At 44.4% G+C, this 24,739-nt stretch carries 20 protein-coding genes; 6 read left to right on the top strand and 14 right to left on the bottom strand.

What is annotated here, in order from left to right; translation table 11 throughout:
- Nucleotides 1-279: 279 nt before the first annotated feature.
- The 4 genes from fusA to IP485_RS12250 all read right to left on the bottom strand — a co-directional run bounded on the left by fusA (nt 280) and on the right by IP485_RS12250 (nt 5,490).
- Nucleotides 280-2,406 carry an elongation factor G gene (fusA, locus tag IP485_RS12265; protein WP_198327444.1) on the bottom strand — a complete coding sequence of 709 codons (2,127 nt, stop codon included), beginning with the start codon at nt 2,404-2,406 and terminating at the stop codon, nt 280-282.
- 343 nt (nt 2,407-2,749) lie between these two features.
- Nucleotides 2,750-3,223, bottom strand: a complete 474-nt coding sequence (gene rpsG, locus IP485_RS12260; RefSeq protein ID WP_194365283.1) for a 30S ribosomal protein S7 — start codon at nt 3,221-3,223, stop codon at nt 2,750-2,752.
- 233 nt (nt 3,224-3,456) lie between these two features.
- Nucleotides 3,457-3,831 carry a 30S ribosomal protein S12 gene (rpsL, locus tag IP485_RS12255; RefSeq protein ID WP_011281154.1) on the bottom strand — a complete coding sequence of 125 codons (375 nt, stop codon included), beginning with the start codon at nt 3,829-3,831 and terminating at the stop codon, nt 3,457-3,459.
- 543 nt (nt 3,832-4,374) lie between these two features.
- A complete protein-coding gene (locus IP485_RS12250) occupies nt 4,375-5,490 on the bottom strand; it encodes an EcsC family protein (protein WP_198327443.1) in 1,116 nt (371 codons plus the stop codon).
- A gap of 493 nt (nt 5,491-5,983) precedes the next feature.
- Between IP485_RS12250 and IP485_RS12245 the strand changes: the two genes are divergently transcribed.
- Nucleotides 5,984-7,219: a beta-ketoacyl-ACP synthase II gene (locus IP485_RS12245; RefSeq protein WP_198327442.1), complete on the top strand. Its 1,236-nt coding sequence runs from the start codon at nt 5,984-5,986 to the stop codon at nt 7,217-7,219.
- A 3-nt stretch (nt 7,220-7,222) separates the two neighbouring features.
- Nucleotides 7,223-8,935, top strand: a complete 1,713-nt coding sequence (locus IP485_RS12240) for an anthranilate synthase component I family protein (RefSeq protein WP_198327441.1) — start codon at nt 7,223-7,225, stop codon at nt 8,933-8,935.
- A gap of 98 nt (nt 8,936-9,033) precedes the next feature.
- Here the strand turns inward: IP485_RS12240 and hisC are convergent, their stop codons facing one another.
- The 8 genes from hisC to IP485_RS12200 form a co-directional block, all read right to left on the bottom strand.
- Nucleotides 9,034-10,164, bottom strand: a complete 1,131-nt coding sequence (gene hisC, locus IP485_RS12235; protein WP_198327440.1) for a histidinol-phosphate transaminase — start codon at nt 10,162-10,164, stop codon at nt 9,034-9,036.
- A gap of 75 nt (nt 10,165-10,239) precedes the next feature.
- The gene (gene hisD / locus IP485_RS12230; RefSeq protein ID WP_198327439.1) at nt 10,240-11,535 is read right to left on the bottom strand and encodes a histidinol dehydrogenase; all 1,296 of its coding nucleotides are present in this window, start codon (nt 11,533-11,535) and stop codon (nt 10,240-10,242) included.
- A gap of 423 nt (nt 11,536-11,958) precedes the next feature.
- Nucleotides 11,959-12,651 carry an ATP phosphoribosyltransferase gene (gene hisG, locus IP485_RS12225; protein WP_198327438.1) on the bottom strand — a complete coding sequence of 231 codons (693 nt, stop codon included), beginning with the start codon at nt 12,649-12,651 and terminating at the stop codon, nt 11,959-11,961.
- Between the two features lie 101 nt (nt 12,652-12,752).
- The gene (gene murA, locus IP485_RS12220) at nt 12,753-14,021 is read right to left on the bottom strand and encodes a UDP-N-acetylglucosamine 1-carboxyvinyltransferase (RefSeq protein ID WP_198327437.1); all 1,269 of its coding nucleotides are present in this window, start codon (nt 14,019-14,021) and stop codon (nt 12,753-12,755) included.
- A 105-nt stretch (nt 14,022-14,126) separates the two neighbouring features.
- Entirely contained in the window at nt 14,127-14,378 is a 252-nt protein-coding gene (locus IP485_RS12215) for a BolA family protein (RefSeq protein WP_010200621.1), read from the bottom strand.
- Nucleotides 14,379-14,532: 154 nt separating this feature from the next.
- On the bottom strand, nt 14,533-15,534 hold the full coding sequence (locus IP485_RS12210) for an alpha/beta hydrolase (protein WP_198327436.1): 1,002 nt from the start codon (nt 15,532-15,534) through the stop codon (nt 14,533-14,535).
- A gap of 202 nt (nt 15,535-15,736) precedes the next feature.
- The gene (locus IP485_RS12205; protein ID WP_227686535.1) at nt 15,737-16,522 is read right to left on the bottom strand and encodes a BON domain-containing protein; all 786 of its coding nucleotides are present in this window, start codon (nt 16,520-16,522) and stop codon (nt 15,737-15,739) included.
- A 240-nt stretch (nt 16,523-16,762) separates the two neighbouring features.
- Nucleotides 16,763-17,248, bottom strand: coding sequence for a YraN family protein (locus IP485_RS12200; RefSeq protein WP_198327434.1), 486 nt, complete (start codon nt 17,246-17,248; stop codon nt 16,763-16,765).
- A gap of 145 nt (nt 17,249-17,393) precedes the next feature.
- Between IP485_RS12200 and rsmI the strand changes: the two genes are divergently transcribed.
- Together rsmI and IP485_RS12190 are read left to right on the top strand one after the other, a co-directional pair.
- Nucleotides 17,394-18,359, top strand: coding sequence for a 16S rRNA (cytidine(1402)-2'-O)-methyltransferase (gene rsmI / locus IP485_RS12195; RefSeq protein WP_198327433.1), 966 nt, complete (start codon nt 17,394-17,396; stop codon nt 18,357-18,359).
- A gap of 49 nt (nt 18,360-18,408) precedes the next feature.
- Nucleotides 18,409-19,422, top strand: a complete 1,014-nt coding sequence (locus IP485_RS12190) for an adenosine kinase (RefSeq protein ID WP_198327432.1) — start codon at nt 18,409-18,411, stop codon at nt 19,420-19,422.
- A gap of 135 nt (nt 19,423-19,557) precedes the next feature.
- On the opposite strand, the gene IP485_RS12185 is transcribed toward IP485_RS12190, so the two are convergent.
- Entirely contained in the window at nt 19,558-20,880 is a 1,323-nt protein-coding gene (locus IP485_RS12185) for an O-acetylhomoserine aminocarboxypropyltransferase/cysteine synthase family protein (protein ID WP_198327431.1), read from the bottom strand.
- A gap of 205 nt (nt 20,881-21,085) precedes the next feature.
- Nucleotides 21,086-21,769: a Fe-S biogenesis protein NfuA gene (nfuA, locus tag IP485_RS12180; RefSeq protein ID WP_194365269.1), complete on the bottom strand. Its 684-nt coding sequence runs from the start codon at nt 21,767-21,769 to the stop codon at nt 21,086-21,088.
- 631 nt (nt 21,770-22,400) lie between these two features.
- Here nfuA and IP485_RS12175 point away from each other — a divergent pair.
- Together IP485_RS12175 and IP485_RS12170 are read left to right on the top strand one after the other, a co-directional pair.
- A complete protein-coding gene (locus IP485_RS12175) occupies nt 22,401-23,390 on the top strand; it encodes an alpha/beta fold hydrolase (RefSeq protein ID WP_198327430.1) in 990 nt (329 codons plus the stop codon).
- 181 nt (nt 23,391-23,571) lie between these two features.
- A complete protein-coding gene (locus IP485_RS12170; RefSeq protein ID WP_198327429.1) occupies nt 23,572-24,639 on the top strand; it encodes a bifunctional nicotinamide-nucleotide adenylyltransferase/Nudix hydroxylase in 1,068 nt (355 codons plus the stop codon).
- The last annotated feature ends 100 nt before the right edge of the window (nt 24,640-24,739 follow it).

Genomic DNA, 24,739 nt, shown 5'->3' with positions numbered 1-24,739 from the left:
CCGATGGTACCAACGTTGACATGTGGTTTTAGACGTTCAAACTTGGCCTTTGCCATGAGTATTTCCTCTTTTTTTGGGGTCCAATGCTTAACTCATATGAATATGACTATTAAGACTGTCTTGGCCGCATTAAGATAATTGTTAAAAGGTTGCACAAACTGATGTGCAGATATTATAAGAAAATCGCAACCAATAACAAGTCTTTTAACAAGTTATTGGCGTATTCTTTGATGACAATACACAGATATACGCTGTATTGTCACCTTCAGTAAGTTTTATTTACTCGTCATCATCTTTATTGTTGAACTTAGAGATGATTTCAGCAGCAACTGATTTTGGAATTTCAGCGTACTTTTGGAATTCCATTGAATAAGTTGCACGGCCTTGTGACATTGAGCGCATTTGAGTGGCATAACCAAACATTTCCGCTAATGGTACTTCGGCACGGATTTGCTTAGTACCACCAGGCAAGTCTTCCATCCCCTGTACTAAACCGCGACGACGGCTAAGATCGCCCATGATGTCGCCCATGTAGTCTTCAGGCGTTTCAACTTCTACTTTCATTACTGGCTCAAGTAATGCTGGGTCAGCTGCCATGAAACCTTTTCTAAAGGCCATAGAACCAGCCATCTTAAATGACAATTCATCAGAATCGACATCATGATAAGAACCATCATACAAAGTCGCTTTTACGCCAACTACTGGGTAACCAGCAAGTACGCCGTTTTTCATGCGTTCTTGGATACCTTTGTCTACAGCGCCATGGAATTCTTTTGGTACCGTACCACCAACAACTTCTTCAGCGAATTCGTATTCTTTGTCGCCAGCTGGATCAAGTGGCTCAAGACGTAGCCAAACGTGACCAAATTTACCACGACCACCTGTTTGACGTACAAATTTGCCTTCTTGTTCAACAGTGTTACGAATCGTTTCACGATAAGCAACCTGTGGTGCACCGATGTTAGCTTCAACGTTGAATTCACGCTTCATACGGTCAACAAGAATTTCTAAGTGAAGCTCACCCATACCACTGATGATTGTCTGACCAGATTCTTCGTCAGTGTGTACACGGAACGATGGATCTTCTTTAGCCAAACGACCTAAAGCGATTGACATTCTTTCTTGGTCAGCTTTGGTCTTAGGTTCAACCGCTAGGCTGATAACTGGATCTGGGAATTCCATGCGCTCAAGCGTGATAACATTTTGCTCATCACATAGCGTATCACCAGTTGTTACGTCTTTCATACCAACCAATGCAGCGATATCACCAGTACGGATTTCTTGCAACTCTTCTTGAGAGTTAGCCATCATCTGTACGATACGGCCAACGCGCTCACGCTTCATTTTAACTGGGTTATAAACGCTGCTACCTTGCGTCAAAACACCTGAATAAACACGAACGAAGGTTAAGTTACCAACGAATTTGTCATTCATGATTTTGAATGCTAGTGCTGAGAACGGTACATCATCAGATGCTTCACGGAAGCCTTCTGACTCATCTCTGTCATCAAGGATACCGCGGATAGCTGGTACATCCATTGGTGCTGGAAGATACTGAATAACCGCATCCAACATCTTCTGTACGCCTTTGTTTTTAAAGGCAGTACCACAAAGCAATGGAATGATTTGGTTATCAATAGTCAACTCACGGATAGCACTGTTAATTTGATCTACAGTCAATTCGCCGTTTTCTAGATACTCATTCATGAGTTCTTCGTTTGCTTCAGCAGCACTTTCTACTAGATACTCGCGATATTCTGCGGCTTTGTCTTGTAGTTCAGTTGGAATATCGCGCTCGTCGTATTCCATGCCTTGAGACGCTTCGTCCCAATAGATAGCTTTCATGGTTACTAGATCAACAACACCCTCAAAATCTTCTTCTTTACCAATTGGGATAACCAATGGTACTGGCTTACCGCCAAGACGAGTTTTGATTTGCTCGATTACACGATAGAAATCAGCACCAACGCGATCCATTTTGTTTACAAATGCAAGACGTGGAACTTTATATTTGTTCGCCTGACGCCATACGGTCTCAGACTGTGGCTGTACGCCGCCTACTGCACAGTAAACCATGCAAGCGCCATCAAGTACACGCATAGAACGTTCAACTTCGATCGTGAAGTCAACGTGGCCTGGAGTATCGATGATGTTAATACGGTGTTCGTCGAACTGTTTTGCCATACCTGACCAAAAACAAGTCGTAGCCGCTGAGGTAATAGTAATACCGCGCTCTTGTTCTTGCTCCATCCAGTCCATAGTGGCTGCGCCATCATGTACTTCGCCAATTTTGTGGCTAACACCGGTATAGAATAAAACACGTTCGGTAGTGGTTGTCTTACCAGCATCGATGTGCGCTGAGATACCAATATTGCGATAGCGTTTTAGGGGAGTTTTACGAGCCATAGTGTTTTCCTAGGAAAAGTCGTGTATATAATAATGTATTGTGTCTCTACCTCATACTCTATGACAAAGCGGTCAGCTTCGTAATATTACTTACTGATTATTAAGCCTAATACGGACAAAAAAAGAGCAAATACTAAGAATAGTGCGGCATCAAATTTGGGATGCTCTCCCATTTAGATTACGCGGTTAGGAGAGACATCTTGATAGATGTCCGCCATCTTAGTTGTAAGTAGCTCTTGGCTATTTGCAACTAAATAAATGATGGCGGCAATCAATAGAATAAAAAACAATGTAAGACTAACTGGCGTGAGCCATCAATCTCAAGCTACTGTTAAAAAGCAGCTTAGAAACGGTAATGAGAGAATGCTTTGTTAGCATCTGCCATGCGGTGAACTTCGTCACGCTTTTTCATAGCAGCGCCTTTGCCATCAGCAGCATCATTCAATTCGCCAGCCAAACGCAAAGCCATTGATTTTTCAGAACGCTTTGCAGCAGCTTCAGCTATCCAACGCATAGCCAAGGCAGTACGACGGGAGGGGCGTACTTCCATTGGTACTTGGTAGGTTGCACCACCAACGCGGCGAGCTTTCACTTCTACCATTGGGCGTACATTTTCTAAAACGTCTTCGAAGAAAGATACTGGATCTTCGATTTTACGTTTTTCGCTTACTGTTTCAAGTGCACCGTAAACGATACGCTCAGCAGTAGATTTTTTACCATGACTCATTACATGGTTGATGAATTTTGCAACAGTTTGGCTACCAAACTTAGGATCCGGTAGGATCTCACGGGCAGCTACGACGCGACGTCTTGGCATAATAATTTTCCTTATCTTCAGGAGTGTCTAACATTCACAACATCGACTACTTATCAACGATGACATATCATCAAAAATATAATAGTGAGTTATCAGTTAGCCTTACTGCATGGTGGTATGTTTTAGAAGTAATGACTGATGCATCATTATGCAAAAGTAATATTACTGCTGACACCTAACCCATGCACAGTTATTGGGTAGTGCAAAAAAGCTTGGTTAATAACGTTTGGTTATTAAACTTTAGGCTTCTTAGCACCGTATTTAGAGCGACCTTGCTTACGGTCTTTAACGCCTGCGCAATCTAATGCACCACGAACGGTGTGATAACGTACACCTGGTAGATCTTTTACACGACCACCACGGATAAGAACAACACTGTGCTCTTGTAGGTTATGACCTTCGCCGCCGATGTAACTTGATACTTCATAGCCTGAAGTCAAACGTACACGACATACTTTACGCATGGCAGAGTTAGGTTTTTTTGGCGTGGTAGTATATACACGAGTACATACACCGCGACGCTGTGGGCACGCTTCCAACGCAGGAACTTTTGACTTTTCCTTGATGGTTTTGCGACCTTTACGAATCAATTGGTTAGTTGTTGCCATAAGGCATCCTTCTCCCGTTTGGTATAAAACAAAAAAATGGGGCAATGCACCAACCATCTGACAATAATTGCAGATTTTCGGAGCACCCATTTTTAGGACAGTGTATTATAAAGAGTTGTTGCTGCTATTTCAACCACTTATGAGTGGTTTTACTTTACAACATTCAATAGATATGCATCGAGCCTATCACAGTAACACTTTAATCGTTTTTTGCTAAAAAATAGCGCAATAAATAAAGCATATAAGGCAGACTAACGCATTGTTTAGAAAAGAAAGTTAGAAAGTAGTACTCGATAACAAATTAGATGGTGCTACATGTTGTCGTTTTCAAGTCACGTATCTTGGATAGACAAAAAAAGCACGACTATTTATATAAAGGTAATCGTACTCACCTAATATGTCATTACGACGACTTTACTTGATGAATATCAATAAACCGCAACCTAGATTATTCATAATACTAGTAGACGGTGATGCTGATAGACACTTAAGCTTTTATAAGTAGTTTCTATCAGCATCCCCTATCAATACTGTTTTTCACTATTACTTGGTTTTCTTATTGGCCGTTTGCTTATCTGATACTGCTATATCATCGCTCTGTTCTTTATCTTTGATGTCTTGATTTTCAGTACTTTCACCTTCAGTGCTTTTATCTTCAGTCTCTTTTTCGGCATCATCATTAGTTGCTTTTTTTACTTCAGCTTCGCTACTGCTATCATCAGTAATAGAGCGATTGGCAAGTTTGGTCTCTGGCGCAAAAGTCGCTTGAGCAACGCCGATGACTTCATCGATGAGCTGGCTGTTATAGCGCATACCGATGGCCACTGCTGTAACTGGGATAAAGCGACGAATCCATGACAAATTGATTTGGTCTAAGTCGATGCCTACTTGGCTTGCGATACTGTCTACTTGCTCTGCATAGTAATTTACGTTTTTATTCTTTAGCCCAAGATTTTTGAGCTCGCTGTGCAATCCGCTGCTTTGGGCATTATCAAGTAAGCCTTTGCCCACGCCTAATCCTGCAAGTAATGCTTGTTTTTCTTGCATCTTACTCAGGTCAGCATTTGACAGTAGCTCATAGGCCATTTTAACGCCCTGCTTACCTGTCAGTGGCTTATTGTAGACAGCAGCAAGTTGGTAAACCGTACGTAATGACACCAATAATAACCATAGAGTATCTGCAAGCAGACCTGGTAGGCCTGCTAGACCTGTCAACCCACCAATCGCAGCGAGTGCACGGTTTTGGTTGGCGATGTCAGTCGCTAGCGCGTAACGTTGTTGGTCGTCCAAGGTGGCGATATTGGCAAAACGATGTTCGTTGGGCAAGTCTAGCTGACTCCAACTTGAGGCAAGATTGGCCACTTGTGCAAACGCGCTATCTACTGTCGATTGAAAAAAGCTGTTTGGCACGACTTTCTTGGCATACTTACCATAAGTAGCAAAGCGTGTACCTAGTAATTGCTGTGTGGCCTTTAGGGTTTGCTCACGAAACAAATCTTGTTGATAGTCTTTATCACCTAAGTTAACGGCTTTATATTGACGCGGTTTGCCTGTTTTGGCATTCATGCTATCAATTGCAGCACCCATGCGTTCTAGGTTGCTTCGAGTAAAAGAGCCAATAGTCGTGATGCTTTTAGAAAGAGTACTACGCTTTGCCATCGTGATGTCCTTAATGTAGAGATGATAATTGATTTTATTTTAATATTAATAATAGTCGTTGAACTATCATTTTAGCGAGTGATGATCGGCTATGTCAGTGCGAACAATGTTATCGCAGTCACAAACTTTGTATCTAAAAGTAGCATCAGGCAAGTAACTATAACAGTATAGTCAGTCCTCTATAAACTCAATGTTTGCCCTACTCTTGCTCACGATTGCTATTTTGTCATTATTTTACATTTGCTCAAAGATTTTAAGTGCTTGATACGTTATCATGTGCCGTAAGTGAGAGCATAATTGTACACCGAATTAATATAGCATTTATTTGATGCTGTTAATCTAGTACGACGGCGTGACTTTGATTGAACCAATCGCTGTCTACATGGACTATCTTACCGTCCATAATGCTCAAACCAACCTAAATATCATACATAGATTTACAACGATTATTGCATGTTATTATCAGCAAATCGTTACTCATAAGGAATAGAATATGCGCCGCGTCGTTATCACTGGAGCAGGGATCGTCTCTTGTATCGGACATGATTTAGCCACTGTCACAAATGCCCTAAAAACAGGACAGTCTGGCATTACATTTAATGAATCTTATGCCGAACATGAGTTTAAATCACATGTGAGCGGTAGTATCAATCAGTCAGAGCTGGATACCAGTGGTATCGACCGTAAGCTCAAGCGCTTCTTTAGTGATGCCAGCCTCTATGCCTATGTCAGTGCGTTAAATGCCATTGAGCACTCAGGATTGTCACTTGAAACCATCAACCATAACCCACGAGTGGGTGTGGTCGCGAGCTCAGGCGGTGCATCAACAGAAAACATCATTAATGCTGTAGATGCCATGCGTGCAAAAGGTCTGCGCGGTGTTGGTGCTATGGCGGTGCCAAAGACCATGGGCAGTTCAGTGTCAGCGGCGCTAGCAACGGGTCTAAAAATCCAAGGGGTGTCGTACTCAATTGCCTCTGCTTGCGCGACGTCAACGCATTGTATCGGTCATGCCGCCGAGCTTATCCAATTGGGCAAAGCTGATGTGATACTGGCTGGTGGTAGTGAAGCTGAGCATTGGACACAGTCTTGTATGTTTGATGCGATGGGCGCGGTCAGCACTCAGTACAACGACACGCCAACACTGGCCTCAAGAGCTTATGACAAAGATCGTGATGGTTTTGTGATTGCGGCAGGCGGTGCGATGGTCGTCGTCGAAAGTCTGGAACACGCTCAAGCACGCGGAGCCAATATTTTGGCCGAAATCGTGGGCTATGGTGCCAGCTCTGATGGTGCGGAAATGGTTGCGCCAAGTGGTGAAGGTGCGGTGCGCTGTATGCAACAAGCGCTAGCAGAAGCTGGTCTAGAAAGCGTTGACTACATCAATAGTCATGGTACTAGTACGCCGCTAGGCGATATTACTGAGCTTAAAGCTATTGCAAAAGTATTCGGCGATGACCCAAGTAAAGTGCCGGCAATTAGCTCAACCAAATCGATGACAGGTCATAGCCTAGGTGCCGTTGGTGCTCAAGAGCTGATTTATTGCCTACTGATGCTACAGGACAGTTTTATTGCGCCTAGTATCAATGTCGACAACTTAGACCCTGCGGCTGAAGGCTTCGATATTGTCACTGAGATGCGCGAGAACAACCTTGAGACGCTAATGAGTAACAGCTTTGGCTTTGGTGGTACGAATGCCACGCTAATCATCAAAAAGTTCGACGCTTAAACCATGCTCGTACCAAATCAACATACCACTGAGCAGACAGATTCTGCGCCATCGCCAGCTATTCATCGTAGCTGGCGTTTTGGTGACTTGACGGCAGCCGAGCTGATGCCGCACCTGCAGCATCATTTATCCAAGCAGGATAACCAAGCAAACTGGCAATTAGTTTGGCTAAATAATGCTAACCAACCAGTGATTGGCCTGCTCCCTAAAGTCAGTTGGTCGGTGTACCCTGCTGACAAGCAATCTTCTGAATCGCTATCAAATACCTATAAAGTTATCAAAACCTGCCGTGATATTTGCTCTCATAATGCTAATGTCATTACGACAACCTTTATGAGCTATCTGGCGTGGCAAGATGCACTCATTACCTACAGCAATGCCTATGAGGCTGATAGCGTTTCATCAAATGCAAACAATAAACCAAATAATGGGGCAAACGCTCAATCTATCTACTCTCATGGCTTGATGGGCTATATCGGTTACGATATGGCCGCTTATGAATTGAGTCCAGCAGATGATATTGGATTGGCAACGCAGCCTTGCGCCTCATTAGGGCACTATGATATCTATCTAACACCTTCAGTAGACCATGCTCTCGGTTGGGAATTAATGGTCATTAGAACCTATGACGATAATAATGGCGTCAATAACGATAACCCTCTCATATCGGCGCTTATATCTTATCTAGATGCGTTAGATAAAAATCTGTCTGATAGTCCTATTAATCACATACACTCTGACACTTTATCCAATACAAGCCCTGTGGTTCTAGATGCAAGATGGCACAAACATGACTACCAACAAGCCTTTGAAAAAACTCAGAACTACCTACAACAAGGTGATTGCTATCAGGTCAATCTGACACAAAAATGGTCCGGCTGGCTGCCTTCTAATAATGACTCTCGCCAATCCAACTCAGCGCTTATCGATTATTTGCCTGCACTACATCGCAATACACAAGCACCTTTCGCCGGTTACTTAAGCGTCGATGGCCTTGATATTGGGGATTTAAATCATAAGCATGCTAATGGAAACCCTAACCATTTTGAACTATTGAGCTGTTCGCCTGAGCTCTTCTTTACTTTTACTAAAGACAATGGCACTGGTAAACATCATATCCTGACCAAGCCTATCAAAGGCACTATGCCTCGTGGTAGTAATAACGACCAAGATGAATCGTATAAAAACAAGCTCATGGATAGCGAAAAAGACCGTGCTGAAAACGTGATGATTGTGGATTTATTACGTAATGATTTGGGCAAGTATGCCAAGATAGGTAGCGTAAAAGTGCCACAGCTGTTTGCGATTGAGAGCTTTAGCAACGTGCATCATATGGTCAGCACCATCACCGCTGAACTAAAAACCGAGACACATCCGCTGACCGTATTATTTGGCAGTTTGCCAGCTGGCTCTATCACTGGTACACCCAAAAAGCGTGCTGTTGAGATTATCGCTGAATTAGAGTCTGTCCCGCGCGGGGCCTATTGCGGCACCATGGGCTATATGAATTTTGATGGCAGCGGTCAATGGAACGTCCTCATTCGTACCCTACAGGCCAACGGTTGCTCTACTAATGGCAAAAAATCTGTCAGTTTATGGGCAGGTGGCGGTATTACGGTCGCGTCTAGCTGCGATGCTGAATATCAAGAATGCTCAGATAAGGTAGGTAACCTACTATCAGTACTGGCTCAAGATAATCTAAGCAATCAACATTAAACATTTTTTAAAGAAGTAACTAAAAATAAAGCCTGCTAACATTATGTTTAACAGGCTTTATTTTTATGCTTATTGACACTTATTTACATTATTGATGATTATTCAGCCGTCTCAGCACTTGTTTGTAGCTCTTTTAACGCATCGATCAAACGCTGATTTTGCTCAGCAGTACCAATGGTGATACGCAGGTACTCTGCGATACGTGGCTTATCAAAATGGCGGACAATGATGCCTTGCTCACGTAACGTACTGGCCACTTCACGCGCCTCACCATCTTTGGGTCGCGCAAAAACAAAGTTGGCATGTGACGGCAACACTTTATAGTCTAATTCAGTCAAATCGGCTGTCAGTGCTGTGCGCAAGTCGATAACTTGCTGGCGAGTCTGCTCAAAATACTCATGGTCTAAGACACTGGCAGTCGCCCCAGCTTGCGCCAATTTATCTAATGGGTAGCTATTAAAGCTGTTTTTCATACGTGTCAGTGCTTCAATCAATGACGCATTGCCAAACGCCATACCGACACGTAAACCTGCAAGCGACCGTGATTTTGAAAACGTCTGTGTCACGATGACATTGTCACATTCATTAATCAAACTCACTGCTGAGACTTGAGCGCCTATATCACCCTCTTCTATTTGAGCAAAGTCGATGTAAGCCTCATCAATCACGATCACAGCATTCGAATGCTCACTTGCCAGTTTACGAATATCGGCAAGTGATAAGAGCAGCCCAGTTGGGGCATTGGGATTGGCAATGATGATACCGCTACAAGGCTGGCGATACGTATCAGGATCAATACTGAAGTCTTCTTCTAGTGGAATCCTGATAAGCTCTATGCCAAAGGTCTGGGCATAGACAGGATAAAAACTATAACCAATATCAGGTGACAGTAGTGGGCGCTCTTTTAGAAAGAAGCTGGCAAATATCAGCGCCAAAACTTCATCCGAACCATTACCCACAAATACTTGATTGACATCAAGGTCGTATGACTGTGCCAGTGCAGCACGTAATTCATTAGACTCAGGCGCTGGGTACAAACGCAGCTCATCAGCTTGCTGCACGAGTACTTTGGCGATGGCTTCCGCGACTTTTGGCGACGGTGGAAACGGATTTTCATTGGTGTTCAGTTTGCACAAATTATCATGCTCCGGCTGCTCGCCTGGCACATATGGTGATAAGTTGCGTGCTTTAGAGGACCACAGTCTGGTATCCATCTTTGCCTCACTCATAAATTATCCTACTAATTAGCCAAATAGACTATTAAAAATACCGATCAAAAGTAAACGCTAAAACTTTCAAAAATCTTACTGATAGCGATAACGAGCAGAACGCGCATGGGCTTCTAAGTCCTCATGCTGCGCTAAAATATCTGCCGTCTCAGCCAGCGGCTTGCTACCAGATTCACTACAATAAATAATTGATGATTTTTTCTGGAAATCATAAACGCCAAGCGGTGAAGAAAACCTTGCTGTGCCTGATGTTGGCAGTACATGGTTTGGCCCTGCACAATAATCACCAATGGCCTCAGGGGTGTGGCGACCCATAAAGATAGCACCCGCATGACGAATATCATCTAGTAACGCATCAGGGTTATCAACAGACAATTCTAAATGTTCAGGGGCAATACGATTGATAAGCGCCATACCCTCGCTACGGTTTTTTACCAATATAAGTGCGCCGCGGTTTTGTAATGAATCACGGGCGATATCTGCCTTTGGCAATTCGGCCAGTGCTTTTTCTATCTCTAGCGCTACTTCGTTGAGCTGCGCTTCACTGGTCGTCACAAAGATAGCTTGCGCGATACGGTCATGCTCCGCCTGCGATAACAAATCCATGGCTAGCCAATCAGCACGATCTTGCGCTTCGCCTTCTGCGTATACCAACACCTCTGAAGGGCCTGCAATCATATCAATGCCGACCTGCCCAAATACCGCACGCTTGGCAGCGGCGACATACTTATTACCAGGCCCTGTTATTTTGTCCACAGCTGGAATCGTTTCAGTACCGTAAGCCAATGCAGCAACGGCTTGAGCACCACCAATGGTAAATACGCGGTCGACTTGGGCTAAATGCGCGGCCGCTAACACCAATGGATTCAATACACCTTTGGGCGCTGGCACGACCATAATCACTTCGGTAACGCCAGCCACTTTGGCAGGGATAGCATTCATAAGCACTGATGAAGGATAAGAGGCCAACCCACCTGGCACATAGATACCAACACGATCAAGTGGTGTGACTTTTTGACCCAAGCGATTGCCCAACTCGTCCTCATACTGCCACGTCTCTTGCACTTGGCGCTCATGGAATGTCTGTACCCGAGTCGCTGCCGTGGTCAACGCTGTCTTGACGGTCTCATCAAGCGTGGCAAATGCTTCAGCCAATGCTTCTTTAGACAATTCTAATGCTTGTATCGTCGTCGCTGGATGCTGATCAAACTGCTGCGTTAAGGCGAGCACTGTACTATCACCATTAGCACGGACTTGGGCGATGATATCATCGACGGTATGTAATAATTCAGCATCGTTGACTGTTTCAAAGGCCAGCAACTGGGTTAGTTGACTGTCAAAATCGGCATCTTGGGTACTTAACTGGCGCATGACCTAATCCTATATCTGAGCATGGAGTACTAGGGCATGTCCTCAATTCAATCGATAGTCATCTAAATGGGTTAAAAATGGCTAAATCTTGTCAAACGACGTCAAATAGCTGACTAATATCTCGATATTATCTGCGCTATTTTCCTTGTTTGACTGCAATTTATCTCATTTTTATCACCATTTTTAAAATGAGGACACGCCCTAACAAAGTTAAATGATTTCAAAGCAATAAAAACGGGCTTAAGACTCGCAAATATTACGATTTATTCGATGTCTTGTTATATAGATTTTACTGAGATTTTATTTTTTCGCAAGCAAAGACAATAAAACCAGTTTAGCATGCTATATCTATCATAGCGCGCTAAACTGGTTTAAAAATTCGTATCATCATGCTTGATATTACCAATGATAAACATCAGCGTATTAGGCATTAGCGATACTGTTTTTAAAGCTATCTAAGATTGGCTCGAGCAAAGCAAATTTGCGCTTGTAGCTGACTTGATTGACAATCAAACGTGATGAAACATCACAGATATGATCGCGTGCTTCAAGCCCATTAGCACGCAGCGTATTACCAGTATCAACCACGTCGACGATCAAATCACCCAAGCCGACCAATGGCGCAAGCTCCATCGAGCCATATAGCTTGATAACATCGACTTGCTGACCTTGGCTGGCAAAATAAGCACGTGCCACATTGACATATTTGGTCGCGATACGCAGACGACGATTGGGCAATGGTGCGTCTTTAACACCAGCCGTCATGAGCTTACACTGAGCAATTTTTAGATCCAGCAACTCATAAACATGATTGGCACCATGCTCTAGTAGCACATCTTTACCCGCTACCCCAAAGTCCGCTGCACCATGCTCTACATAAGTCGGCACATCGCTGGCACGCAAAATAAGCACACGCACATTGGGGTTTGACGTTGGAAAAATAAGCTTACGAGAGGCCTCAGGATCTTCTAAAAGCTCAACACCAGCTGCACGTAGCAGTGGCATAGTCTCTTCTAAAATACGGCCTTTAGATAAGGCCAATGTTAGACCTGAAAACTCATCGTTTACTTCGTTTAGTAAACCATCGGCTAGTAAAGGTTTGCTTGTCTCAGTCATAATGACATCGTGTCCATGTGCAGTTAATACCCCTCATAAAAGGGGTTTTGATTGATAACGCAATATTAATAAACGCCTAATTGGCTAGAAGCCTATTTAAACTAATTATTGGTATTGATACGTTCGATATTCACACCCAAAGCACGTAGTTTTTCTTCGACATGCTCATAGCCACGATCGATATGATAAATGCGGTCGATGAGACTCTCGCCTTCAGCGGTCGCGGCTGCCATCACTAGTGACATAGATGCGCGTAAATCTGTTGCCATCACCGGAGCCGCTGTGAAGTTCTCAACCCCTCTGACTACGGCAGTGTGACCATCTACTTGAATAGAAGCCCCTAAGCGATTGAGCTCCGGCACATGCATATAGCGGTTTTCGAAGATGTTTTCGATAAAGGTACTAGTACCATCAGCAAGACAAGCAATCGCCATGAGCTGTGCTTGCATGTCAGTTGGAAAACCAGGATGTGGTTGCGTGCGAATATCAACCGCTTTTGGACGGCCTTTCATCTGTGCACGAATCCAGTCATCGCCGCTCGTGATGGTCGCGCCCATGTCTTCAAACTTCTCTAGCACTGGCGTCAATAATAGCGCAGAAGTGTTTTTGGTCAATACGTCGCCGCGCGTCATCAAGGCACCCGCTAGATAGGAGCCGGTTTCGATACGGTCAGGTACGACTGAATACTCACAGCCATGTAGACGTTCAACACCTTCGATGGTCATCGTTGACGTACCAATACCGCTTATTTTGGCACCCATTGCAACCAGCATATTGGCCAAATCAACCACTTCAGGCTCTAACGCACAGTTACCCAGTACTGTCGTGCCATTAGCAAGCGCGGCTGCCATGATGACGTTTTCAGTACCGCCAACAGTGATCATGTCAAACGAGAAATTACAGCCTAATAGCTTGCCGCCTTTAGGAGCTTGCGCTTTTACATAGCCATTCTCGACGCTGATCTCAGCACCCATCGCCTCAAAGGCTTTTAGATGCTGATCAACAGGACGTGACCCAATAGCACAACCGCCTGGCAATGAGACTTCTGCCTCGCCAAAACGTGCCAGCAACGGACCTAATACCAGAATCGATGCACGCATGGTTTTGACCAAGTCATACGGTGCATAGAAATTATCGATATTTTTGGTGTCGCAAGTGACGGTATCGTCTTGCTTTTGGATTTTGATACCCATGCCACCGATCAATTCAATCAATGTTCGCACATCTTGTAGTGATGGCACATTGTGCAATGTCGTTGGAGTTTCGGCCAGTATCATAGCTGCAAGTAATGGCAACGCAGCATTTTTGGCGCCTGAGATAGTAACTTCCCCTGCGATACGACTACTACCAGTGATTAAAAATTGATCCATAAAGGTGACAACCTAGCAATGAGTATAAGAAATGGTAAGAACTGACATGGTGAGACCGACTATTTCATCAGTCAGCCTAGTAGAGTCAGTTATATAGAGAGCCGTTTAGCCTTTTGATTGAACATCCCACTCAGCAGGCGTTAGTGCTTGAATATTTAATGCGTGAATATCGCCACTAGCAATTTTATCGTTCACAAGTGCGTATATTGCTTGCTGACGTTGTACGGCGCGTTTGCCTTCAAAGCTGGCATCGACCACGCGCACGTCAAACTTATTGCCTTGATTGGCAGCTTGAATAAAAGCGTCTGGGAAGTGAGTCTGTAAAAATGCGATCAAATCGTCAGCGTTCATGCTCATAAAATATCCTGTCTTATATAGAGATTTCTTGTTTGAATGGCGACATTATAACAAGAGTTTGCGTATCTTACAGTACTGTCTTACTGAACTGGTATGAACGCACACAAGAGCTTATAACTCCGCACATCAGTTTTGATGTGTTGGGCGCTCAAATTTATTTAAGCGCTTTGTCCAAATACGTGAGCACTTGCGCACGCACATCGTTGACCCAGCGTAGTGGCGGTGCCATTGCCCCAATACTGGTCGCATGACTGGCACCCTCGATTACGCCAGTTTCAACGGGTACGTCTGCTTTTTTCAGTGCAGCTGTCATCTTAGTCGTATTAGTGTCATAGACTATTTTGTCTTTTTCGGCCGTCAGTAATAGATAGGGTGGCTGCTTACCCTTAATCTGACGATCTGGCATTACTTGGTCGGGAGTCGCATCTGGAGCAAAGGCTGTCGCACTATCGAACTTACGGAAATCATAGCTATAAGGCCCTGCAATACCTACCACGGTGGCGATGTCTGTTGGCTTGATACCATAAGGGGCCAAAAAGTCTTCGTTAGATACAGCAGCAACAGCATTGAACGCGCCAGCCGAGTGTCCCATTACCGCAAGACGCGAGGGATCAGCGTGTAGACTTGCCGCGTTATTGATGCTCCAAGCAATCGCTTGCGCCGCATCTTTGACATAGTCAGGATAGACGTGTTCAGGCGCTTTTCGATAATTGATCACTGCGGTGACATACCCTGCTTGCGCCAAACTTTGACCGACAAAGGCATATTGTTCTTTATTGCCACTCTCCCATGAGCCGCCATGTACAAACACCACCATCGGGTAGCTGGTATTAATAGCGCTTTGTTCTTTCATGGCCTTTGTGAGCGGCTTAGGATAATAAATATCTAAGTCTTGTGACGGCTCATCACCATACAAGATGTCTTTGCTGACGCCAACGCCACCGCTAGAGGTGATACCATTGACGATCGCAAGCGGTGATAAAGCTTGGGCACTTTGGCTGGCTAGCGCTATGCTGCCAAATGCCAGTAGTGCCGCGCCGCCAAATGTTAGCGTGCGTGCTTTTTTATAAGGAGACTTTTTACGTGTTCCTACGCTACTAAGGGCGCTTCCACTAATGTCTTCAATCTGTTGAATATGATTTTTTGAATCCTTCATTGCCAGTATCCTATTATATTCATGTATGTAGCAATAATGCATAGCATCGAGGCTAGCATGCTGCGACGGTTTACTATGAATATAGTACTTACTGGCTAAGGATTTCTCGTGCTTTTACTGTTGTTACTATTAAGGCTTATTGTGATTAACTTTAAAAAAAGTCTGTGTTAGATAACAAAACCATACTTTTTTCAGCCATTCATTACTGATTTCGATACAACTCAATATAAGGACTTGATGACTGCTGGCTTTGTGCAGCGTCCTCTTCTGTTATCACGATTGGGGTGGAACTACTGATAGCCGTCTCTTGGGCAACGGGCGTCAGAGCAGGATCAGATAGGTTGCTCTCGTACATGATATCGTCATCATTAATCTTGACACCTCTGTCATCCACGACGGTTGTCAGTAGTACCAGCTCGGTCACGCCAACGGTGGTATTGGCAATATCAATCAAGTGACTCTGCTGAGTCGGTGTCATACGGCCCAGAATATAGACCACACCATTATCGGTGACCGCTTTAATCTGTGAGGCTTTGACGCCATCACTGGCAGCGACCTTAGCCAGCAGCTTTGAGGTAATATAACCATCGTGGACTGTCGAGCTATAGCCTTTTGACGCACTCACTTCCATTTCATTGTAGACACGTCGCACATCAGGCATAGAGCTGACCACTTTTTCCACTTCTATTTTGAGCGCCTCAGTTGGCACTTCTCCTGTGAGCAGCACCTCACTATTAAAGCTATCGATACCCATGCGACTGGTTTGCTGCAAGTCTTCTTTTAGGCCATATATATTGATTTTGACAGTATGTTCGATGCTACGATCGAGTAGACGCTGCGGAATCGTGCGCTCGGTCATCGGCACACCATACGTCCCCTCGGTACTGTTGGTCAGGTAGTTGGTGGTACAGCCTGTACTGACAACGCAGGCTGCAAGCATAACGCCTACCGCAGTACGACGTGATGAACCAAAAATAGCAGTACGCATATGCATCCGTGTCATTATTTACCTCTTAAAGCATGATTGTGACGATGGTATAAGTTCAATGAATTCAGCGCTCTTGACTAAATATCAGATACCTTAATTAGATATTTTGATTGAATAACTTTGTGCTAAATCTCGTTAACAACTACTTTACTTAATTTTAATGAATAGCGGTTAGGTTTTTGGTAACGAGTAGGCTGTTTCAGGTACTCTAACTATGCCAGATTTATGTTATATCAATAACTACCATGCACGGGCTACAAAAGCCCCTTTTATCCACTCAGGCTGAGTATCTGACGTATCATCTTTTAGCAGTATACTGCCCAACGTATTGTAGGCAATGACATCAAATCGGCAGTCATAATCCGCATACTCAGGATGCTGCTGTAAAAAACTCTGCGCGGTCTTAACTACTTTGCGCTGCTTACCTGCTGTAATGCTAATGGCAGCATCGCCATAGGCAGAGCGCTTACGCTGTCGAACTTCGATAAATACTAACGTCGACCATGCAGATCCTGTCTCTATCATCACCAAATCCAGCTCACCCAATTTTGGCTGTTGCCAGTTTTTCGCAACTAGCCTCAGCCCTTTAGCTTGCAGAAACTCACAGGCCTGCTGCTCAAACAGATTGCCTTGGCGCTGTTTTGGTGAAGTAAGCGTTAATGGTTTATGGTTCGCCATAAAGGTCGTGGGTCTAATTAACATTTGATAATTATCATAGCACAACATGCTAAACTAGCCACTTCTGTGCCGCCTACTTTTGAAATCTACAGGCCTACGCAAATACCTTTTAGGTGAAAAAATCGTAGATGATGTTTGAGTGGCGATGGCGCACTACTATTTTTTAATGACTTTTTAACGACTCGAGGTTTTCATGTCTACCCCTACTGCGATGCCAGCTTGTCTCTATATCGTTGCCACGCCGATTGGTAACTTAACCGACATGACACCGCATGCCATTGATGTCCTAAAGCAAGTCGCTATTATCGCCTGCGAAGACACTCGCACCTCAGGTAAGCTGTTGTCACATTTTGGTATCGATACCAAAGGCAGTAAAGCTGATGAGACAAAAGACTCAGCGTCTCCTAATACTAAAAGCCATGCTTCAGATAATGCAGATGATGATACGACGACAAAGCAAAAAGGTCACAACAAACTGTGGGCGTATCACGAACACAATAGCGCGATTCAGACACCTAAGATTATTGAGATGATTAAGCAAGGTCACTCAGTCGCCTTGATTAGTGATGCTGGGACGCCGCTCGTTAGTGATCCAGGTTATCAATTGGTACAAGCAGCACATGATGCTGGTGTGACGGTATCTCCTATCGTTGGTGCATCGGCGGCGATTGGTGCGTTGTCAGTGGCAGGACTACCCTCAGATCGTTTTAGCTTTATTGGGTTTTTGCCAGCCAAAACTCACGGTCGTCAAAAACAACTGAGCGCATTAATCGAACGTACCGAAACCCTGATATTTTATGAAGCACCGCATCGCATCATATCTAGCCTAGAAGACATGGCTGAAATATTTGGTGCAGATCGCGAAGTCGCGTTTTGTCGTGAATTAACCAAGACATTTGAGACGGTACGTAAGAGCACGCTTGGCGAGCTAGTCGAGTTTGTCAAAGCCGATGACAATCAACAACGCGGCGAAATCGTTGTGGTCGTCGCGGGTGTCAGCGTGGCAAAAGACTCTGATGACATCAGTATCCATGACAAATTATTACAAAGATTGCTAGAGGATCTATCGGTCAAAAAAGCTGCTGCACTGGCCGCTGATATCACTGGCGTCAAAAAGAATGCGCTCTATCAGCGCCTATTAGAATTACAAGCTGAATAATTTTATCAATAAAAATCATGTCTATAAATTTATTAAAAAGAGGTAAGCAATGTACGACGTAATGGCAATAGGTAATGCGCTGGTTGATCACGAATATGTACTGTCGGACGCCGCCCTAGAAGAGACTGAACTCACTAAAGGTAATATGACACTGGTAGGTATCGAGGAGCAACAGCAGCTACTGGCCTACTTTAAGCTTGCTAAGATTGAGCCATCAAAACAAGCGGGCGGCGGATCAGCAGCCAATGCGATGTATGCCTTTGCCAGTCTAGGCGGCAAGCCTTTTTATGCCTGCCGCGTCGGTGATGACGATCAGGGCGCATTTTACCTCAGAGACTTGCACGAAGCAGGCGTGGCTACCTCAGACAAATCTATCCATGAGGACGGCGTGACCGGCTCGTGTGTGGTCGCAGTCACAGAAGATGGCGAGCGTACCATGCAGACCTATCTGGGCACTTCAAGCGATATCGCCGCTGATAATGTCGATTTTGATGCGTTGACGCAAGCAGACTGGCTGTATTTAGAAGGCTATCTGGCGATGTCTGAAAGCATCCAACCCGCGATGACGCAGTTACGTCAACAAGCCGGCATTCATAACGCAAAAATCGCGGTGAGCTTCGCTGATCCTGCAGTAGTCAAATTTGCGAAAGACGGCTTGCTTAATATGCTAGGCAATAAAGTCGCAGTGATATTTTGCAACAGCGAAGAAGCCAAGCTATTCACGGATAAGAAGCAAGTTAAAGCTGCTGCACGTACCCTGCTGGAGCATTGTCAAACGGCTGTTGTAACAGATGGCGCAAATGGAGCCGTTATCGCCCACCAGTCAAATGATGAGGCCGAGATTGAAATTTATGAAATTGCGACGCCAGTAGTGGCCAATGTCATTGATACCAATGGCGCAGGTGACAACTATGCTGGTGCCTTCCTCTATGGGTTGTCACAGCAGTATAGCTTGCCAGAATGTGGTCGTCTTGCCAGCGAGATATCAGCACAAGTCATCCAACAGTTTGGGCCACGACTTGCCTCACAAGATTATCAAGATATCGCTCAGCGTGTCCTATAGTCACTCCAATCTAAAGTAGATACGGTGTCAAAACCGTTCATACTAAAAAAAGCCCCTATCACATTTGATAGGGGCTTTTTCGTTTGATTGAAACAACTACTTCTCAAACCTGTTTCTTAGTACTGCTTCTCTGTATTAGGCACCAGCCAACGCCTGCTCTAAATCGGCTTTGATGTCTTCAATATGTTCGATACCAATCGAGAGTCGTACCATATCTGTACTCACGCCTGCATTTTCTAGCTCTTGCTCATTTAACTGACGATGGGTGGTCGTCGCTGGATGACAGGCCAATGACTTCGCATCACCGATGTTTACCAGACGAGTAATCAGTTGCAGCGCATCGATAAAGCGCGCTCCTGCTTCTAGTCCACCTTTAACACCAAAGGTTAAAATACCAGATGGCGTGCCTTTCATGTACTTCTTAGCAAGCTCATGCTCAGGATGGTCAGACAGACCCGCATATTTCACCCAAGCAACTTTATCATGGTCACGTAGATATTCAGCAACGGCTTGCGCGTTCTGTACATGGCGCTCCATACGTAGGCTCAATGTCTCCATGCCTTGCAAAATACCAAAAGCATTTAGCGGGCTAAGCGCCGCACCTGTATTGCGTAGTGGTGCCACACGAGCACGAGCGATAAACGCTGGCGCACCCACGTCTTTGACAAAGTTCACGCCATGATAACTGTGGTCAGGCGTGTTCAAGAGTGGGAAACGCTCAGGATAATCACCCCAAGCAAACTTACCGCTATCGACAATCGCACCACCAATCGAGGTACCTGTACCACTCATGTATTTGGTCAATGAATGAATGACTACATCCGCACCAAACTCAAACGGACGGCATATCGCAGGCGACGCTACCGTATTATCAATCACGACAGGCACACCGTACTCGTGAGCCACATCACTAAGCGCTTGAATGTCAACGATATTACCGAGTGGGTTGCCGATACTTTCTGCAAAGACCATCTTAGTTTTGTCATCGATTAAATCACGAATCGCTTCAGGATTTTTGTGGTCAAAGAAGCGTACTTCGATACCTTGACGCGGCAATGCATGGGCAAATAAATTATACGTACCACCATACAAGGTCGATACCGCAACGATATTGTCACCCGCTTCACAGATGGTCTGAATTGCATAAGTGATAGCAGCCATACCAGAGGCCACGGCAAGCGCACCGATACCACCTTCAAGCGCTGCGACGCGCTCTTCTAGAACGGCATTGGTCGGGTTCATGATACGAGTATAAATATTGCCTGCGACCTTTAGATCAAATAAGTCTGCCCCATGCTGGGTGTTATCAAACGCATACGAGCTGGTATGATAAATCGGTACGGCGACCGCTTTGGTGGTGGGCTCAACGCTATAACCGGCATGAATTGCTAAAGTTTCAAGACGTTGAGGGGTCTCTGATTTTTGGGCTGCTTGCTGGTCTGCTTGTCCGTCACTCATTATATATTCCTTTATTTCGATAAAAGTTATTAATCAATAAATGACTACTCAACAAATTATTAATCAATAATCTACCACTGAAAATTCAGCTAAAAAACAATCTACCAAATCATAGCAATAAAAAAAGCCAAGTTCATCAAAACTTGGCTTTTTAATTAAAATAACTCTTCGCTAGTACTTAAGTCTGCAACTTCCAACTAGACTTTTATTTGTAATAAGCGTTTTCAGTACGGGTATGATCGGTCTCATCAATGACTTGCGTCAACTCTGGGATTTGCTGTTTAAGCTGCACTTCAACGCCTTGACGCAAAGTCATATCAACAGCTGAGCACCCTTGGCAACCACCACCAAATTTCAATACGGCTGTAAGACCAACGCCTTCTTCGTCAATCAGCTCAAGCAACTGTACGTCACCGCCATGCGCTGCTAGTCCTGGATTAATCTCTGATTGCAATACGTAGTTGATGCGCTCTTCCACACTGGCATCCGCACCCACTTTCGGTACTTTAGAGTTTGGCGCGCGGAAAGTCAGCTGACCACCGAAACGGTCTTTATTATAGTCGATGACCGCGTCTTCTAGATAAGGTACTGACGACGCCTCGATAAAGGCCGAGAAATTCTCATAAGTAAAGCGCAAGTCAGCGCTGTCTTCTTCGCCCGGCTGGTTATAAGCCATGCAGCACTCTGCACGCGGGGTACCCGGATGCTCAACGAAAATACGGACGCCAATGCCATCGGTGTCTTGCTTAGACAACAAATCTGCCAAATATCCTTGAGCAGACTCAGTGATGGTGATGTTGCTTTTTGCTTCAACTTGCTCAGTATCTAGTGCTGATTCATAACCTGTAGACTGCTCTAGTTGGCTATCAGCTTGGTTTTGCTCACTCATAATCTTTCCTATGCGTTATGACACAAATGCTATATCTATTATGGCTACTGTGTCGTGAATTTGGATTTTTTAAATTTCTACGAATGATATAAGTTATATGAGCCATCAATGGTTGGTATTTATTATTGTATGACACTGACCTCAATGCTCACAAAAATTTATCCGTCTATAACGGTCATTATACCTGAATCACACCATAATTCCGACCGCGCTACTGTGAATTGAATCGCCACCGCTGCAAATGGTTGTCATTGATTTTTTTAATGGCGCTATCGAGTGATGGACAAATAAAACGCTCAAACCAGATAAAAACAAACATATATGCTTGGTGTAATAAGCGATAAGTTATCCTCTATATAAAGACAGCAGTATCACTTATCAAGCACCCAAAAAATCTTTCACGCATCTAGCAATTAGATAAATGAACAAAGACAGTCATGAGACCCAGCACGCTTTGAGAGAAGACATTTGCATATTGAACGTGCGATACCGTTCACATCTCGTCCGAGCAAGTCATTTAGTTTTGACGTAGTATTGATAGTTTGAATAATTTTGTGCACTGGCTTTATGAGCATGGTAGCTTTTGATGCCCTTGTATAAATATGACGTATTTTCGAATAGGATGATTTTTATGACGACACGGACGTTGCACCTGATAACTACCAAGGATGATGAGAAAATTGCCGTTTGGAAAGTAGTTGAGACTTTAGAAGATGGTACTGTAGCCCACATGTTAGAAAACAGCTTACCTAGTATAAAATCTCAAAACATATTTCTGACGCATGGGACGTTTTCGGACAAGCAAACCTGCCTAAAAATTGCTGAGTATTTAGCGAGTCTGAGTCATCATTGCTACATCATGGAATGGCGTGGTCATGGTGACAGCTCAAAACCCACCAAAAAATTCAATTTTGAGACGGTTGCTACTTATGATTATGAAGCAACTTTTCGCTATTTTTTTGATGAATTAAAACTCGATAATCTGCACTGCGTCACCCATAGCGGTGGCGGTGTGGGGTTGACCATGTTTTTGATCCAAAATCCGCAGTATGTCACTAAGGTCAATAGTATCAGTATGTTTGCTTGCCAAGCTTATGGCGCGGTCACAAACCCACTCAGCTACACGAAAATCCTTGCAGCCAAACTGGTCACAAAGGTGGTTGGCTTTATCCCCGCCAAACAGTTCAAAGTCGGCCCATTTAACGAAAGCTACTACACAATGACTCAGTGGTATGACTGGAATCTGCAAAAAAACTTCAATAGCAGCTTCTTGAACGAGGCTGATTTTGATAAAAGCGATACGAATACAGATGAAGCGAGCAGAAGTAGTCATCAGCAAAAAAATACTGGCAATGACTTTATTGACTATCGACAGCATATGTCACAGATCACCACCCCTATTTATTCTATTAGTGCTAAAGGCGATAATTTCATCTCTCCTACTCGTGGATGCCGTTTGTTTTTTGATGATTTTAAGAACCCGGACAATGTCTTTCGAGAATACTCGCTCAGCAGTGGAGACTTAGACGACTATACGCACAGCCGTATCATGATTAGCCGTAATGCCGCCACAGAGATTTGGCCAACGGTGACCGCATGGATAGAGAAGCATGTAAGCTAGCGCTGTTCGTATTGCCACATGAATTGAGCGTATTGGCTTGTCGATAGGTATTATGGCGTGTTAATAGAGATGAGGATACACCCTTAAACATCTTTGCACTTGTCAGCCAGTCACAGGCTGTGTCAGTATTAGCGTCATCAATTTTTAACCAATAAAAATAAGTCGTAGGAAAATGGCGTCTATGAGTGAATTATCAGAGCAAAATCCAGATAAGCAAAGCGCAGATAATCAGGACAAACAACACTATCGTTATTTGGTCTTTATTGGACGCTTTCAGCCATTTCACGCTGGCCACAAGGCCGTTATTGATGAGGCGCTCAAACGCTCGGATGAGGTCATCATGCTCATTGGCTCGGCCAATTTGCCACGCAGCTTACGCAATCCATTTAGTGTCACTGAGCGTGCAGCGATGATTAAGGGTGCTTACTCAGCAGCAGACGCTGCCCGTATCCACTGCGTCGGGCTAGACGATGCTCTCTACAATGACACACGTTGGCTACAGTATGTCCAAGCGGGCGTAAAATCTGTCACGGGTGACTTGCAGACAGATATAGGCCTGATTGGCCATTCAAAAGACAGCTCGTCCTACTATCTGTCACTATTCCCCAATTGGGCATCGGTATCAGTGCCCAATTACCATAACTTATCGGCCACCCCTATCCGCGACAGCTACCTAATGGGTGCCACACCGACCCCTGAGCGCACGCCTGAGTCAACACGCAAAGTGCTCAACGATTTCAAAAAAACTGACGACTATCATCAGCTGCATGAAGAAGCCGATTTTATCGATAAATATAAAAGACAATGGGAATCAGCACCCTATCCACCCACCTTTATGACGGCTGATGCGTTGATTGTACAGTCTGGACATATACTGTTGGTAGAGCGTCGCAGTATGCCAGGACGTGGATTGTGGGCATTACCGGGCGGGTTTTTGAACCCAAAAGAGACGTTGTTTGACGCCTGTATCCGTGAGCTACGTGAAGAAACCCGACTCAAAGTGCCTGAGGCCGTATTGCGCGGCTCTTGTCACAGTCAGCATACTTTTGATGATCCATATCGCTCAGCACGTGGTCGCACGATCACCCAAGCGTTTTATTTTCAACTAAAAAATGATCCAAAAGGCTTGCCAAAAGTAAAAGGTGGTGATGACGCTGCCAAGGCATTTTGGCTACCGTTGGCAGAGCTTGACGCCACCATGATATTTGAAGATCACTATGCAATTATCACCAAAATGGTTGGGTTATAGCGTCATTTCCTATTATGATTTATTACTCTTATATGCAACTTATTAGCACCTGAGTCGATAGACGACGAAGGTTTATCGCCGCCACTGTTTTTTCATTAAA

Origin of the sequence: Psychrobacter sp. NG27, assembly GCF_016106655.1 — a bacterium.
In the GTDB taxonomy this organism is placed as follows: Bacteria; Pseudomonadota; Gammaproteobacteria; order Pseudomonadales; family Moraxellaceae; genus Psychrobacter.
This window is presented reverse-complemented; position numbering and strand designations above follow the sequence as displayed.

Bases quoted from the DNA above. Each gene is read 5' to 3' on its own strand.
- fusA (WP_198327444.1), bottom strand. From the start codon at position 2,406: ATGGCTCGTAAAACTCCCCTAAAACGCTATCGCAATATTGGTATCTCA.
- murA (WP_198327437.1), bottom strand. From the start codon at position 14,021: ATGGATCAATTTTTAATCACTGGTAGTAGTCGTATCGCAGGGGAAGTT.
- hisG (WP_198327438.1), bottom strand. From the start codon at position 12,651: ATGACTGAGACAAGCAAACCTTTACTAGCCGATGGTTTACTAAACGAA.
- rpsL (WP_011281154.1), bottom strand. From the start codon at position 3,831: ATGGCAACAACTAACCAATTGATTCGTAAAGGTCGCAAAACCATCAAG.
- rpsG (WP_194365283.1), bottom strand. From the start codon at position 3,223: ATGCCAAGACGTCGCGTCGTAGCTGCCCGTGAGATCCTACCGGATCCT.
- IP485_RS12245 (WP_198327442.1), top strand. From the start codon at position 5,984: ATGCGCCGCGTCGTTATCACTGGAGCAGGGATCGTCTCTTGTATCGGA.
- hisD (WP_198327439.1), bottom strand. From the start codon at position 11,535: ATGCGCCAGTTAAGTACCCAAGATGCCGATTTTGACAGTCAACTAACC.
- IP485_RS12170 (WP_198327429.1), top strand. From the start codon at position 23,572: ATGAGTGAATTATCAGAGCAAAATCCAGATAAGCAAAGCGCAGATAAT.
- IP485_RS12210 (WP_198327436.1), bottom strand. From the start codon at position 15,534: ATGAAGGATTCAAAAAATCATATTCAACAGATTGAAGACATTAGTGGA.
- nfuA (WP_194365269.1), bottom strand. From the start codon at position 21,769: ATGAGTGAGCAAAACCAAGCTGATAGCCAACTAGAGCAGTCTACAGGT.
- IP485_RS12185 (WP_198327431.1), bottom strand. From the start codon at position 20,880: ATGAGTGACGGACAAGCAGACCAGCAAGCAGCCCAAAAATCAGAGACC.
- IP485_RS12215 (WP_010200621.1), bottom strand. From the start codon at position 14,378: ATGAGCATGAACGCTGACGATTTGATCGCATTTTTACAGACTCACTTC.
- IP485_RS12240 (WP_198327441.1), top strand. From the start codon at position 7,223: ATGCTCGTACCAAATCAACATACCACTGAGCAGACAGATTCTGCGCCA.
- IP485_RS12190 (WP_198327432.1), top strand. From the start codon at position 18,409: ATGTACGACGTAATGGCAATAGGTAATGCGCTGGTTGATCACGAATAT.
- IP485_RS12200 (WP_198327434.1), bottom strand. From the start codon at position 17,248: ATGTTGTGCTATGATAATTATCAAATGTTAATTAGACCCACGACCTTT.
- IP485_RS12205 (WP_227686535.1), bottom strand. From the start codon at position 16,522: ATGCGTACTGCTATTTTTGGTTCATCACGTCGTACTGCGGTAGGCGTT.
- hisC (WP_198327440.1), bottom strand. From the start codon at position 10,164: ATGAGTGAGGCAAAGATGGATACCAGACTGTGGTCCTCTAAAGCACGC.
- IP485_RS12250 (WP_198327443.1), bottom strand. From the start codon at position 5,490: ATGGCAAAGCGTAGTACTCTTTCTAAAAGCATCACGACTATTGGCTCT.
- IP485_RS12175 (WP_198327430.1), top strand. From the start codon at position 22,401: ATGACGACACGGACGTTGCACCTGATAACTACCAAGGATGATGAGAAA.
- rsmI (WP_198327433.1), top strand. From the start codon at position 17,394: ATGTCTACCCCTACTGCGATGCCAGCTTGTCTCTATATCGTTGCCACG.